This is a genomic window from Bradyrhizobium sp. DOA9 (assembly GCF_000617845.2).
GTDB lineage: Bacteria > Pseudomonadota > Alphaproteobacteria > Rhizobiales > Xanthobacteraceae > Bradyrhizobium.
The window spans coordinates 5355771-5369769 of the sequence record NZ_DF820425.1; the positions used below are offsets into that span (position 1 = coordinate 5355771).

Consider the following 13999-nt stretch of genomic DNA (forward strand, 5'->3'; position numbering starts at 1 on the left):
CTTGGTTATTCTTTCGGGAAGTCCAGGCCCATCTCGCGGTAGCGATCGGGATCGTCGCCCCAGTTCTCGCGCACCTTGACGAACAGGAACAGGTGCACCGGCACGTCCAGGATCTGCATCAGCTCTTTCCGCGAGTCCGCGCCGATCGACTTGATGGTGGCGCCGCCCTTGCCGAGCACGATCTTGCGCTGGCTTTCGCGCTCGACATAGATGGTCTGCTCGATCCGCACCGACTTGTCCTTGCGCTCCTCCCACTTGTCGGTCTCGACAGTGGACTGGTAGGGCAATTCCTGGTGCAGCTTCTGATAGATCTTCTCGCGCGTGATCTCGGCCGCCAGCTGCCGCATCGGCGCGTCCGACATCTGGTCCTCAGGATAGAGGAACGGGCCCGGCGGCACCATGTCCGCAAGCGTCTTGCGGATGTCGTCGACGCCGTCGCCCGAGATCGCCGAGATCATGAAGGTCCTTGCGAAGGTCATGCGATCGTTGGCGGCCTGCGCCAGCGCGAGCAGCTTCTCGCGTTGGACCAGATCGACCTTGTTGATGACGAGGATCTTGTCGTGATTGACGCTGGCCGCCTTGGCGAGGATCGCCTCGGCCTCCTCGTCGATCCCGGTCTTGGCATCGAGCAGCACGCAGACGAGATCGGCATCATGCGCTCCGCTCCAGGCGGTCGAGACCATGGCGCGGTCGAGCCGGCGCTTGGGCGAGAAAATGCCGGGCGTGTCGACCAGGATGATTTGCGCGTTGTTCTCGATGACGATGCCGCGGATCAATGCGCGCGTGGTCTGCACCTTGCGCGAGACGATCGTGACCTTGGCGCCGACCAGCGCGTTGACCAGCGTGGACTTGCCGACATTCGGCGCGCCGATCAGCGCGACGAAGCCGCAGCGCGTCGCGCTGGGTACCTCGCCGCTTGCTTCAACTGTCATTGCCGCCGCCGACGCCTTCGCGTTCGATCATCACTGACGCTGCCACCTTCTCTGCCGCGCGCTTGCTGCCGCCGATGCCCTCGGCCGGGGCCAGGCCGGGCAGATCGACGGCGACACGGAACTGCGGATCGTGATGCGGGCCGGTGCGCTCGACCTCGCGGTAAACCGGCGTCGGCAGTCCCTTGCCCTGCGCCCATTCCTGCAGCACGGTCTTGGGATCGCGCAAGGGACGACGCGGCTTGTGCATGCGCTCGGTCCAGTTGCGCTTGACGAATTCGGCTGCCGCCGCATGGCCGCCGTCGAGGTAGACGGCGCCGATCACGGCCTCGCAGATGTCGCCGAGGATGGACTTGCGCAGGCGGGCATCGGCACTCGAGCCGACCGAGCCCAGCTTGATGTCGTCGACGAGACCGAGCGACTTGGCGACGTCGGCGCAGCTTTCCTTGCGCACGAGCTCGGCAAGCCGCTTCGACAGCTCGCCTTCGTCGGCGTTCGGGAAGGCATGATAGAGCATGTCGGAGACGACGAGTCCGAGCACGTGGTCGCCGAGGAATTCCAGCCGCTGATAGCTATCGCCGCGCTTGCGCCCCGACTTCAGCGCCGAGACATGCGTGATCGCCTGCATCAACAGGTTCGGGTCGGCAAAGCTGTGGCCGATCCGCGCTTCGACCGCCGCATTCGCATCCGTGCCCTTGGCCTTGCTGCTCCTTGCCCGCTTCTTCTTGGCAGGCGCCTTGTCAGTAGATGTTTTGTTTGCAGGCGTCTTGGTCGCGGCTTCCCCTTCGGGGCCGGCCTGCGCCTCGATCGATTGGGTCGCGATGTCCTTGGCTTCGTCTTTCATCGGACGATTTTGAAGAAACGATTCCAGCGAACCGACCACGGCCAGCGCCAGAACATCCAGGCGTGCTCGCCTTCGGCGATGGAGAAGAAGATCATCTGGGCGCGGCCGATCAAGTGCTCCTGCGAGACGTAGCCGACCTGGCCGAGGAAGCGGCTATCGGTGGAGTTGTCGCGGTTGTCACCCATCATGAAGAAATGGCCCGCCGGCACGGTGTAGACGTTGGTGTTGTCCATGTAGCCGTTGTCGGCGCAATCGAGCGTCTCATAGGACACGCCGTTCGGCAGCGTCTCCTTCCAGCGCTTCACCCGGGAGATGCCGCCGCCCTCCGACCCGCAGGGGTCCTCGCCGACATACTCGCTCATGCGCTGCCGCTCGACCGGCGTGTCGTTGATGTAGAGCAGCCCGTCCCGCATCTGGATGCGGTCGCCGGGAAGCCCGATCACCCGCTTGATGTAATCGGTGGAATCGTCCTTCGGCAGGCGAAACACGACGATATCGCCGCGAGAGGGGTCCGAGCCCCAGATCCGCCCGGAGAACAGCGGCGGCGAGAACGGAATCGAATAATGGCTGTAGCCGTAGGAATATTTCGAGACGAACAGATAGTCGCCGACCAGCAGCGTCGCCTTCATCGAGCCGGAGGGGATGTTGAAGGGCTGGAACAGGAAAGTGCGGATCACGAGCGCGATCAGGAGAGCATGAATGACGACCCGGATCGTTTCGCCGACGCCGCTCTCGGTTTTCGTTCCTGAAGTCACGCTCATTGCTCTCTCAATTCCGGCCGGCGGTCACAGAGCGCCCTCCTGGCGCGAGCAGCCCATTGCTTCGCGGCCCATGGAGATTGTCCTGATTCTGATAGTGAGGGCCAATTCCGGCGTAAAGCCGAATTCGCCCAGGCTGATTTGCGTTCGCGGACTTTTAGACGGTTGTCGCAGGCCACGCAATCAAGGATCGCATCAAAACTGAATAAGGCATTGATTTATAAAGAAAATCACAAAACGCCCGAGCCGCGATCAAGGTTTCGGCAGCGGCACGGCCGAAATGACGACGAAGGCCTGCGCCAGCGGCCAATCGTCGGTGATCGACAGGTCGATCCGCGCCTCGAATCCCTCCGGTGTCAGGGCCTGGAGCCGGGCCAGGGCACCGCCGGTCAGCTGCATGGTCGGCCGACCGCCCGGCAGGTTGACCACCCCCATGTCGCGCCACCAGACGCCACGCCTGATGCCGGTGCCGAGCGCCTTGGAGCAGGCCTCCTTGGCGGCGAAGCGCTTGGCGTAGGTCGCCACCACCATCTTCTCGTTCTTGGCCCGCCGCTCCGCCTTGGCCCGCTCGGCCGCAGTGAAGATGCGGTCGAGGAAGCGCTCGCCATGGCGCTCGATCACCTTGGCGACGCGGGTGATGTCGATCAGGTCGGAGCCGATGCCGATGATCATGCCCGGCTCCGGCCTCGATCCATCGCCGCGCGCATGCTGCGCACGGTCTCGGCCAGCCCCACGAACAGCGCCTCGCCGATCATGTAATAGCCGATGTTCAGCTCCACGATCTCGGGCAAGCCCGCGATCTTCTCCGCCGTCGCATAGTCCAGCCCGTGACCGGCGTGAACCTCGAGCCCAGCGTCCTTCGCCAGCTTCACTCCGGCCACGATCCGCCGCCATTCCGCCTCGGCCCTGTCGGTGTGGCCGTCGACGACGGCATCGCACCAGGCACCGGTATGGATCTCGATCACGGGCGCGCGCAGCCGTGCCGCCATCTCGATCTGGGCGGGATCGGCCGCAATGAACAACGAGACGCGGATGCCGGCCTCGCTCAGCCGCGCGATATAGGGCGCGAGCGCGTTGTGCTGGCCGACCACGTCCAACCCGCCTTCGGTCGTCACCTCCTGGCGCCGCTCCGGCACCAGGCACACTGCGTGCGGCTTGGTGGCGAGCGAGATCCGCATCATGTCGTCCGTTGCGGCCATCTCGAAATTGAGCGGTTTGGAGATCTCCGCCTTCAGGCGCGCCATGTCCTCGTCGCGGATGTGCCGGCGGTCCTCGCGCAAATGTGCGGTGATGCCGTCAGCGCCGGCCTCGATCGCGAGCAGCGCGGCGCGCACCGGATCGGGATGGCGGCCGCCGCGCGCGTTACGCACGGTTGCAACGTGGTCGATGTTGACGCCGAGGCGGAGCGGAGGTGCGGGCATTTCAGGACTCGCGAAATCAGAGGAACGGTGCATGCGAGATGCGCCTATCCATTAACACGTTCGACCTTGGCGACCACCGCCTTGGCGCGCAGCTGGGCCAGGATCGCGCTGAGGTGCTTCAGATCGTAGACTTCGAGATCGATCGTCGTCTCCGTGAAATCCGGCGAGCGGCGCTGCATGCTGATGTTGTCGATGTTGCCGTCGTGCTCGGCGATCACGGTCGCGATCTGCGCCAGCGCGCCGGGCTCGTTGACGTTCTCGACCTTGATGCGGGCGGGGAAGCGCTGCGGCGCGGAATCCTCGATGTCCCAGCGGACGTCCAGCCAGCGCTCCGGCTCCTCCTCGAAATCCTTCAGGGCCGGCGCCTGGATCGGGTAGATCGTGATGCCCTCGCCCGGCGTGACGATGCCGACGATGCGATCGCCGGGGACGGCGCCGCCGTTCGGCGCGAACTTCACCGGAAGCTCGGAATTGATGCCGCGGATCGGGATCGCGACCGGGCTGCGCGGCGGTTCGGAGGGTCCCTTCTCCTTGAGCTTGGCGGCAAGGCCCTTCTTGACGCCGTAGCGCGCGATGCGCTCCTCCTTGTAGTCCGGGTACATCGCACGCGCGACATGGGAGGCCTTGATCTCGCCGCGCCCGACCGCCGCCATGACGTCCTCGATCGAGGTGCGCGCGAGCCGCGGCAGCGCGCCCTTGAGCTTGTCGTCGGCGTATTCGATCTTGGCGCGTTCGAACAGGCGCTCGACGATGCGCCGGCCGAGCCCGACATATTGATCGCGCACCGCGGTGCGCGTGGCGCGGCGGATCGCGGCGCGCGCCTTGCCGGTGACGGCCAGCGTTTCCCAGGCCGAGGGCGGCGCCGACTGCGCCTCCGAGGTCAGCACCTCGACCTCGTCGCCGTTCTGAAGCTCCGAGGACAGCGGCGCGAACTTGCCGTTGATCTTGCAGCCGACCGCGCTGTTGCCGACGTCGGTGTGCACGGCGTAAGCGAAGTCGATCACGTTGGCATGCCGCGGCAGCGCGATCAGCTTGCCCTTCGGGGTGAAGCAGAACACCTGGTCGTGGAACAGCTCGAGCTTGGTGTGCTCGAGGAATTCCTCCGGGTTCGCGCTTTCCGAGAGGATGCCGATGGTGTGGCGCAGCCAGGCGAACGCGTTGGACTCGCGCTTGAGGAATTCGGTCGGCGAGCCCACGTCCTCCTTGTAGAAGACGTGCGCGGCGATGCCGCGCTCGGCGATCTGGTCCATTTCCTCGGTCCGGATCTGGAGCTCGACGCGCTGGTTGCCGGGGCCGATCACGGTGGTGTGGATCGAGCGGTAATCGTTCTGCTTCGGCGTCGAGATGTAGTCCTTGAAGCGTCCCGGCACGACCGGCCAGGTGGTATGGACGATGCCGAGCGCGCGATAGCAGGCCTCGATGTCGCTGACGACGAGGCGGAAGCCGAAGATGTCGGACAATTGCTCGAAGCCGACCGACTTGCGCTCCATCTTGGTCCAGATCGAGAACGGCTTCTTGCGCCGGCCATAGACCCGCGCCCCGAGGCCCCGGTGGCGCAGATTGTTGGAGAGCTGGTCCTCGATCTCGCCGATCAGGTTGCGGTTGCGCTCGGCGAGCGCGTCGAGCCGCTGCATCACCACCGAATAGGCTTCGGGGTCGAGGGTGCGGAAGGACAGATCCTCCAGCTCCTCGCGCATCTCCTGCATGCCCATGCGCCCCGCCAGCGGCGCGTAGATGTCGAGCGTCTCCTCGGCGATGCGCCGGCGCGATTCCGTCGGCACGAAATCCAGCGTGCGCATGTTGTGCAGGCGGTCGGCGAGCTTCACCAGAAGCACTCGGACATCATCAGCAATGGCCAGCAACAGTTTGCGCAGGTTCTCCGCCTGCTTGGCCTCGCGCGAGACCAGCTCGAGCCGCTTCAGCTTGGTCAGCCCCTCGACCAGCGCGCCGATTTCGGGTCCGAAGATCTGGTCGATCTCGGCCCGTGTCGCCTCGGTGTCCTCGATCGTGTCGTGCAGCAGCGCGGCCACGATGGTGGCGTCGTCGAGCTTGAGGTCAGTGAGAATCGCCGCCACTTCGAGCGGGTGCGAGAAATAGGGATCGCCCGAGGCGCGGGTCTGCGAGCCGTGCGCCTTCATGGCGTAGACATAGGCCCGGTTCAGCAGGTCTTCGTTGGTGTTGGGATTGTAGGACCTGACGCGCTCGACGAGGTCATATTGACGCATCATGCGAGCGCGCGGCCTGGCCGGGCGCACGACCGGCGCAGTCGGGGCCACGGCAACCGATTCGGTTGCGGCCTGCATCTGCGTGGATCTGCGGCGCCGATATACCATGCCGTCCTGCCTTCAAACGGGCTAGAGCCGGCCCGTTGCATACATCCTAACTCCGATCGCGCTTGTGTCCGATCAATTCAGTGACAGGGCCAAGCGCGACCGCAACGCTATGGTAACCACGAAAAGGTCAACAAAAGCAAAGGCCCGAACAGCGGTTCGGGCCTTTGATATGATCACAAGAAGAAGATGATCGCGATGGAGGAATTACTCGTCTTCCTCGGGCTGCTCCTCGGGAGGCGCGAGGCCTTCCAGGCCCTTCAGCAGCTCCTCCTCGGTCATGCGCTCCACGGCGACCTCGGTGTCGTCGGCATCGACGCTCGCGCCCGCGGAACCGATCAGCGGCACCGTATCCGGCTCGGGCTCGTCGACCTCGACGAACTTCTGGAGCGAGTGGACCAGCTCCTCGCGCAGGTCCTCCGGCGAGATCGTCGTCTCGGCAATTTCACGCAAAGACACAACAGGGTTCTTGTCGTTATCGCGATCAACCGTTAGTTGTGAACCGGACGAGATCATGCGGGCACGGTGGGCGGCCAGCAGGACCAAGTCAAACCGGTTGTCGACCTTGTCGATACAATCTTCTACGGTGACGCGAGCCATGGACTGTCGCTCCGTTGTGGGTGGGACGAAATATGTGGATGATTGGGGCTAGTTATAGGGGCCGGGGCGGTTTCGCAAGGCCAATTTGTGATTTGGCCTCGCCAAACGGCTCTGCTACCCCCACATTGGGGCTGGGACGGGTGGTTTTCCGGGCTGCCATTGAGGGCGTCCCCGGGTGTATGCAAGTCCGCCATAACTATACCTTGATTGCCCCGACTTCTCCGGATTTGCGGTTTCGACGGGTCTCTGCGGCACTCTAGAACTGCGCGGCCTGCTGTCGCCGCGCCAACAAAAAACGATCAATCACGAACACTACGCGAGCAAACTGAATGTCACCTTCTCCTACCAACAAGATCGCGCTCTTCATCGACGGGGCCAATCTCTACGCGACGGCGAAAACCCTCGGCTTCGACATCGACTACAAGCGCCTGCTGAAGGAGTTTCAGAGCCGCGGGACGTTGTTGCGGGCCTTCTACTACACCGCGATCATCGAGGATCAGGAATATTCCTCGATCCGCCCGCTGATCGATTGGCTGGACTACAACGGCTACACCGTCGTCACCAAGGCGACCAAGGAGTTCATCGACGCCTCCGGCCGCCGCAAGGTGAAGGGCAACATGGACATCGAGCTCGCCGTGGACGCCATGGAGCTCGCCGAGCACATCGACCAGATGGTGCTGTTCTCGGGTGACGGCGACTTCCGCTCGCTGGTCGAGGCCGTCCAGCGCCGCGGCGTGCGGGTCACCGTGGTCTCCACCATTGCCAGCCAGCCGCCGATGATCGCCGACGAGCTGCGCCGCCAGGCCGACGTCTTCACCGATCTCGTCGAGCTGCAATCCAAGCTCGGCCGCGATCCCTCCGAGCGCCCCGCCCCGCGTGACCGCGGCGAGCGCGGCGAACGTCACCACGCCCCGCAATTCCTCCAGCGCGCGACCACGATGGCGCCGAGGGGCGATGACGATTTCGAGGAGTGAGGCGGCCCGGTCGAGCCGCCAGCCTCTCACAATCGTTCCCGACCGTGACTGCCCGCTCTGTCCGCGCCTGGTCGCCTTTCGCGAGGCGAACCGCGCGCGCGAGCCGTCGTGGCACAATGCCCCGGTTGCGCCCTTCGGCGACGTCAAGGCCCGCCTTTTGATCGTGGGCCTCGCGCCGGGAATGCAGGGCGCCAACCGCACGGGGCGCCCGTTCACGGGCGATTACGCCGGCGACCTGCTCTATGCCACGCTGATCGAATATGGCTTTGCCCGGGGCACTTATCAGGCGCGCCCGGACGACGGACTGAAACTCGTCGACTGCCGGATCGCCAATGCCGTGCATTGCGTGCCGCCGCAGAACAAGCCGCTGCCGGTCGAGATCAACACCTGCCGCCAGTTCCTCGTGGCCAATCTGGCGACGATGCCGAACCTGCGCGCGATCGTCGCGCTCGGGCGGATTGCGCACGATAGCGTGCTCAAGCCGCTGAACCTGAAGGCCTCGCAAGCGCCCTTCGGCCACGGCGCGGTGCATCAGGCAGGCCGGTTCAGGCTCTACGACAGCTATCACTGCTCCCGCTACAACACGAACACCGGCGTGCTGACGCCTGATATGTTCAGATCCGTGTTCGCGAAGGTGAAGGCGGATCTCGACTAGGCCTAGACCGGTCGGTCGTGCGGGGTTCACCTCTCCCCGGCGGGGAGAGGTCGGATTGCGCAGCAATCCGGGTGAGGGGCCGCGGCGTCCAGTGAGACCAAATCCCCTCACCCGGATCGCATCTTTCGATGCGATCCGACCTCTCCCTACGGGAGAGGTGCCCCATCGGGGCTCGATTCAACCAAACCTCATCAGCCTTAGGCGGCGATCTAGTCTAGCCCCTGGCCGGATTGGCCTTGAGCCAGGCCAGCACATCGCCGGCGTTCCGGTCGGGCGGAAACACGGGATAGAACACGTGCGTGATCCTGGCGTCGTCGATGACAAGCGCGAGGCGCTTGATCAGCGTCAGGCCCGCGACCTCCATGGTCGGCAACTTCAAGGCGCGCGTCAGCGCCAGCTTCTCGTCCGAGAGCACCGGGAACGGCAGATGCAGACGCGAGGCCATCTCGATCTGGTAGTCGTTGCTCTGGGTCGAGAGGCCGAACACGTACGAAGCGCCGGCGGCCTTCAGCTCGGCGTAGAGGTCACGGAATGCGCAGGTCTGGGGCGTGCAGCCGCGCGCTCCGGGGATCATGTCCCAATCGTCGACCAGCGCGATCTTGCCGGGCTCTCCGGTGCGGGGATAGGCGAACACCACGGTGCGGCCGCGCAGCGCCGACAGCGTGACCGACGTGTCGTCGGTCGCGCGCAGGCCGATCGGCGGCAACGTCATGCCCTCGAGATGCGCGGCGGCGCCGTCGTCGGCAGGCGCGGGAATCTGGCTCCAGTCTACCTCGAGCAGGTTCCGTTGATTCATCTCGTCATCCCCTCGCCCGCAGCAGCCGGCCCTTCTCCCGACTCCAGTCGCGCTTCTTCTCCGACTCGCGCTTGTCGTGCAGCTTCTTGCCCTTTGCCACTGCTAGCTGCAGCTTGGCCCGGCCGCGCTCGTTGAAGTAAAGCTTGAGCGGGATCAGCGTCATGCCCTCGCGGTCGACCGCGCCGATCAGCTTGTTGATCTGCCGGCGGTGCAGCAGCAGCTTTCGCGGCCGCTTGGGCTCGTGGTTGAAGCGGTTGCCTTGCAGATATTCAGGAATGGTGGCGTTGATCAGCCAGATCTCGCCGTTCTTGGAATCGGCATAGGATTCCGCGATCGTGCTCTTGCCGTTGCGGATCGACTTCACCTCGGTGCCGGTCAGCGCGATGCCCGCCTCGATCGTGTCCTCGATGGCGTAGTTGAAGCGGGCCTTGCGGTTTTCCGCCATGACCTTGATCGGACGTTCATTTTTATCGGCCATGACGTGGCAACCTGATCGAGATGCGCAGCAAAGCTAACAGTTCGGATGAAGCCCGCGCGTCACTTCTTCAGGAGGTCGCGGATCTCGGTGAGCAGCTCCACCTCGGCCGACGGCTTGGCCGGAGCGGAAGGCGCCGCCTCCTCCTTGCGCTTCAAGGTGTTCATGGCGCGGATCACCAGGAACAGCACGAAGGCGACGATGATGAAGTTGATCGTGAGCGTCAGGAAGCTGCCGTAAGCAAGGACGGCGCCTTGCTTTTTCGCATCGGCCAAGTTGGTGGCGGTGACCGCCTTCGACAAGGGGATGAAGTAGTTCGAGAAGTCGAGGCCACCGGTGACGGCACCGATGATCGGCATGATGACGTCGCCGACCAGCGAGGTGACGATGGCGCCGAAGGCCGCGCCGATGATGACGCCGACCGCGAGATCGACGACGTTCCCCTTCATGGCGAATTCGCGAAACTCCTTGAGCATCCGCGCGCCCTTATCCTCGACGCTCATGAAAGGCTCCCCAAGCTAATGCGTCAGTTGATCAGGCCGGCGTGAACCATCGCGCTGCGCACGGCAACACGGGTCGGCTCGGACACCGGGACCATCGGCAGCCGCAGCGTCTCGTCCAGCTTGCCCAGCAGCGACATCGCGTACTTGATCGGCGCCGGATTGCTCTCGATGAAGAGGTTGTTGTGCAGCGGCATCAGCTTGTCGTGGATCGCGAGCGCCGCCTTGGTGTCGCCCTTCTGCCAGGCCGCGTGGAACTCCGAGCACAGGCGCGGCGCGACATTCGATGTCACCGAGATGCAGCCATGGCCGCCATGGGCCATGTAGCCGATGATGGTGGCGTCCTCGCCGGAGAGCTGGTTGAAGTCCTCGCCCATCGCGGCGCGCTGCTGCGACACGCGAACCATGCTGGCGGTAGCGTCCTTGACCCCGGCGATGTTCTTCAGCTCCCACAGCCGCTTCATGGTGTCGACCGACATGTCGATCACCGAGCGCGGCGGGATGTTGTAGATGATGATCGGAATCCCGATCGCATCGTTGATCGCCTTGAAGTGCTGGTACATCCCTTCCTGGGTCGGCTTGTTGTAATAGGGCGTGACGATCAGCACGGCGTCCGCGCCCGCCTTTTCGGCGTGCTGGGAAAGCTCGATCGCCTCCTTGGTCGAGTTGGAGCCGGCGCCGGCGATGACGGGGACGCGGCCCTTGGCTTCAGCGATGCACCATTCCACGACCTTCTTGTGCTCGTCATGGCTGAGCGTCGGGCTCTCGCCGGTGGTGCCGACCGGAACGAGGCCATTGGTGCCCTCGGAAATCTGCCAGTTGACCAGGGAGCGGAACGCCGCCTCGTCCAGCGCGCCGTTCTTGAACGGGGTGACCAAGGCGGTGAACGATCCTCGGAATTTCGTCTTGGCTGCCATGGACTTCCTCCGTACGCGGCTTTCTTGAGCAAGCCCCCTTCATATCGGGTCTATCCGGCCGGTAAAAGGCCTGCGGTCTGCGCGAGGCTGGGTTTAGGCCGCGATTTTGCCGCGGTGCTGGTGCAAATCGGCCCGAGGTAAGCGGCTGTTGGTATTTTCTCCGCATATTCAAGCAAATTCAGCTAGGTCTTGAGCCACTTCACTGATTCGGGGCGACGAAACGCCGTGACCTCCTTTGCTCGTGCCGCATGGCGATCCCTGGGTATGGCCGTGTGCCTGGTGGCCGGGCTGTCGATGGGCTGCGCCGCCCTCGCCAAATCCAACGAGACGGCCGCCGAGACCAAGGATCCCGCCAAGCCGGCCGCCAAGGACGCGCCGAGGGGCGCAACCAAGGGATCGACAAAGGAATCGGCCAAGGAACCAGCGAAGGACACAGCCAAGGGAACTGGCAAGGGAACTGGCAAGGGAACTGGCAAGGGAACCGGCAAGGACGCTGCGAAGGCTGCGAGCAAGAGTGCGCCTGGCACCCCCGCCAAGGACGCCGCGAAGAAGCCGGACGCGGCCAAGGACGCCAGCAGCGAACCGGCGAAGGACAAGCCCAAAGACAAACCCAAGCCTGCGGTCCCTGCAGCCGCGCCAAAGGCAGCCCCGACTGCGAGCGGTTCGCCGCCCAAGGCAGCCCCGGCCGTGACGGCCACCATCAAGCCGACTGCGCCGGCACCCGCCAGACCGGCCGCAGCTCCCGTGCTGGCGCCTGCAACCCGCCAGCACGCAACGCCGCGCAAGCCGGTCATCCCGGCCGCCGTCGCGGCGACCTCGTCGACGTCGCAAGCCGACAAGGACACGCTGGAGAGCGTCATCGAGCTCGTGCGCAAGCGCAAGGCCGGCGACGCCACCAATGCCGCGGCCGGCATCTCCGATCCCGTCGCGCGAAAGCTCGCCGAATGGATCATCCTGCGCAGCGAGGACAACGGCGCGACGGTGGAGCGCTATCGCGCCTTCCTCTCCGCCAATCCGAGCTGGCCGTCGCAGACCTTCCTGCGCCGTCGCCTCGAGGCTGCGATGTGGGACGACAGGCGCGACGAAACGGTCGCGTGGTCGTGGTTCGAGCACGAATCGCCGATCTCCGCCAAGGGCCGCTTCACACTGGCCAGGGCGATGCTGGCGCGCGGCGACCGCGCCAATGCCGAGCGGCTGGTGCGTGAGGCCTGGCGCGGCGATCCCATGTCGGAGGACACCGAGAACAACGCGCTGGACCAGTTCGGCGCCCTGCTGACGCCGGGCGACCAGAAAGCGCGGATGGACAATTTGCTCTACGGCAGCGAGAACGAGGCGGCGCTGCGCGCGGCAAAGCGCCTCGGTGCCGGCTATGTCGCGCTCGCCAAGGCCCGCATCGCCGCGGTCAAGAAGGCACCGAACGCGCGGGCGCTGCTCGATGCGGTGCCGCGCGAGCTGCACGGCGATCCCGGCTTCATCTTCAGCAAGATCCAGCTGCTGCGTCGCGAGGAGAAGTTCACTGAAGCCGCCCAGCTGATGCTGTCCGCGCCGAAGGATCCGGGTCGCCTCCACAATCTCGACGAATGGTGGATCGAGCGGCGCCTGCTGGCGCGCAAGATGATCGACACCGAGGAGTTCCGCAGCGCCTATCTGATCGCGCGCGATGCCGCCCTGCCCTCGCGCGACATCTACAAGACCGAGCAGGAATTCACCGCCGGCTGGATCGCGCTGCGCTTCCTCAACGATCCCGCGACCGCCGCCCAGCATTTCGCCCGCATCGGGGTCGGCAGCGTCAATCCCACCGCGCTGGCCCGTGCCGGCTATTGGCAGGGCCGCGCTGCCGAGGCGATGGGCCGCCAGCAGGAGGCGCGCAACGCCTATGCGCGCGCGGCCGAGCAATCGACCAGCTATTACGGCCAGCTCGCGCGCGCCAAGCTCGGCCTGCCCCAGATCGAGCTCAACAGCCAGCCGCGCGGTCGCGGCGCCGAGCGGCTCGAGATCGTACGCGCCGCGCAACTGCTCTACGAACTCGACGAGCGCGAGCTCGCGGTGCCCATGCTCGCCGACATGGGCGAGAACGGCGATCCCGAAGCGCTTGCCGGCCTCGGCGAGCTGACGCAGCGCTACAGCGATGCGCGCGGCATGCTGCTGCTGGGCAAGGGCGCACTCAACCGCGGCCTGCCGTTCGACTTCTATGCCTACCCCGTCAACGGCATTCCGCAATTCACGCCGATCGGCCCCGAAGTCGAGCGCAGCATCATCTACGCCATCGCGCGGCAGGAGAGCGCATTCAACCCTTCGGTGGTCTCGCCGGCGCAGGCCTACGGGCTGATGCAGGTGACGCCGGATGCCGCCCGCTACGTCTGCAAGCGCCACGGCGCGACCTACGACCTGGGGCGGCTGAAGAACGATTCGGTCTACAACGCCACGCTCGGCTCGGCCGAGCTCGGCGGACTGCTCGAGGATTATCGCGGCTCCTACATCATGACCTTCGCCGCCTACAACGCCGGCCGCGGCAGCGTGAGGAAATGGGTCGAGCGTTACGGCGATCCGCGCGACCCCAAGGTCGACGCCGTCGATTGGGTCGAGCTGATTCCCTTCTCCGAGACGCGCAATTACGTGCAGCGGATCATGGAGAACCTTCAGGTCTACCGCGCCCGCTTCGGCGGCGGCACCCGCCTGCAGATCGAAGCCGACCTGCGCCGCGGCGCCGGCAGCGTGGAATAGCGGGTCGATCAGGCAGACCCTGCCCATGGGCAGGATCCGCAAAACTGCGCAGCGGTTTTCCGAAAGACATCCTGGG

At 65.1% G+C, this 13999-nt stretch carries 14 protein-coding genes; 3 read left to right on the forward strand and 11 right to left on the reverse strand.

Annotation, left to right across the window (positions count from 1 at the left end; translation table 11 throughout):
- Window positions 1-5: 5 nt before the first annotated feature.
- From era to rpoZ, 7 genes are all read right to left on the reverse strand, one after another.
- On the reverse strand, window positions 6-932 hold the full coding sequence (gene era, locus BDOA9_RS25115) for a GTPase Era (protein WP_025036718.1): 927 nt from the start codon (window positions 930-932) through the stop codon (window positions 6-8).
- Window positions 922-1773: a ribonuclease III gene (rnc, locus tag BDOA9_RS25120; RefSeq protein ID WP_025036719.1), complete on the reverse strand. Its 852-nt coding sequence runs from the start codon at window positions 1771-1773 to the stop codon at window positions 922-924. Before rnc ends, era begins: the two co-directional genes overlap by 11 nt.
- The gene (gene lepB, locus BDOA9_RS25125) at window positions 1770-2534 is read right to left on the reverse strand and encodes a signal peptidase I (RefSeq protein WP_025036720.1); all 765 of its coding nucleotides are present in this window, start codon (window positions 2532-2534) and stop codon (window positions 1770-1772) included. The genes rnc and lepB overlap by 4 nt, the downstream gene beginning before the upstream one ends.
- Window positions 2535-2783: 249 nt before the next feature.
- A complete protein-coding gene (gene acpS, locus BDOA9_RS25130; protein WP_025036721.1) occupies window positions 2784-3203 on the reverse strand; it encodes a holo-ACP synthase in 420 nt (139 codons plus the stop codon).
- Complete coding sequence (locus tag BDOA9_RS25135; RefSeq protein ID WP_025036722.1) at window positions 3200-3952, reverse strand: pyridoxine 5'-phosphate synthase; 753 nt, start codon at window positions 3950-3952, stop codon at window positions 3200-3202. Before BDOA9_RS25135 ends, acpS begins: the two co-directional genes overlap by 4 nt.
- 44 nt (window positions 3953-3996) lie before the next feature.
- Window positions 3997-6285, reverse strand: coding sequence for a RelA/SpoT family protein (locus BDOA9_RS25140; protein WP_025036723.1), 2289 nt, complete (start codon window positions 6283-6285; stop codon window positions 3997-3999).
- A 204-nt stretch (window positions 6286-6489) separates the two neighbouring features.
- Complete coding sequence (gene rpoZ, locus BDOA9_RS25145) at window positions 6490-6882, reverse strand: DNA-directed RNA polymerase subunit omega (RefSeq protein ID WP_007603391.1); 393 nt, start codon at window positions 6880-6882, stop codon at window positions 6490-6492.
- A 329-nt stretch (window positions 6883-7211) separates the two neighbouring features.
- On the opposite strand from rpoZ, the gene BDOA9_RS25150 reads away from it, so the two are divergent.
- Together BDOA9_RS25150 and BDOA9_RS25155 are read left to right on the forward strand one after the other, a co-directional pair.
- Complete coding sequence (locus tag BDOA9_RS25150) at window positions 7212-7856, forward strand: LabA-like NYN domain-containing protein (RefSeq protein WP_025036724.1); 645 nt, start codon at window positions 7212-7214, stop codon at window positions 7854-7856.
- The gene (locus BDOA9_RS25155) at window positions 7837-8511 is read left to right on the forward strand and encodes a uracil-DNA glycosylase (RefSeq protein ID WP_025036725.1); all 675 of its coding nucleotides are present in this window, start codon (window positions 7837-7839) and stop codon (window positions 8509-8511) included. Before BDOA9_RS25150 ends, BDOA9_RS25155 begins: the two co-directional genes overlap by 20 nt.
- Window positions 8512-8725: 214 nt before the next feature.
- Here the strand turns inward: BDOA9_RS25155 and BDOA9_RS25160 are convergent, their stop codons facing one another.
- Genes BDOA9_RS25160 through dapA form a run of 4 tightly spaced genes read right to left on the reverse strand, consistent with a single transcriptional unit; the run spans window position 8726 to window position 11199 of the window.
- Window positions 8726-9307: a peroxiredoxin gene (locus BDOA9_RS25160; protein ID WP_025036726.1), complete on the reverse strand. Its 582-nt coding sequence runs from the start codon at window positions 9305-9307 to the stop codon at window positions 8726-8728.
- A 4-nt stretch (window positions 9308-9311) separates the two neighbouring features.
- On the reverse strand, window positions 9312-9785 hold the full coding sequence (smpB, locus tag BDOA9_RS25165; RefSeq protein WP_025036727.1) for an SsrA-binding protein SmpB: 474 nt from the start codon (window positions 9783-9785) through the stop codon (window positions 9312-9314).
- A gap of 59 nt (window positions 9786-9844) precedes the next feature.
- Window positions 9845-10258 carry a large conductance mechanosensitive channel protein MscL gene (gene mscL / locus BDOA9_RS25170; RefSeq protein ID WP_025036728.1) on the reverse strand — a complete coding sequence of 138 codons (414 nt, stop codon included), beginning with the start codon at window positions 10256-10258 and terminating at the stop codon, window positions 9845-9847.
- 50 nt (window positions 10259-10308) lie between these two features.
- A complete protein-coding gene (gene dapA / locus BDOA9_RS25175; RefSeq protein WP_025036729.1) occupies window positions 10309-11199 on the reverse strand; it encodes a 4-hydroxy-tetrahydrodipicolinate synthase in 891 nt (296 codons plus the stop codon).
- Window positions 11200-11424: 225 nt separating this feature from the next.
- On the opposite strand from dapA, the gene BDOA9_RS25180 reads away from it, so the two are divergent.
- Window positions 11425-13923, forward strand: a complete 2499-nt coding sequence (locus BDOA9_RS25180) for a lytic transglycosylase domain-containing protein (protein WP_025036730.1) — start codon at window positions 11425-11427, stop codon at window positions 13921-13923.
- Window positions 13924-13999: the final 76 nt, after the last annotated feature.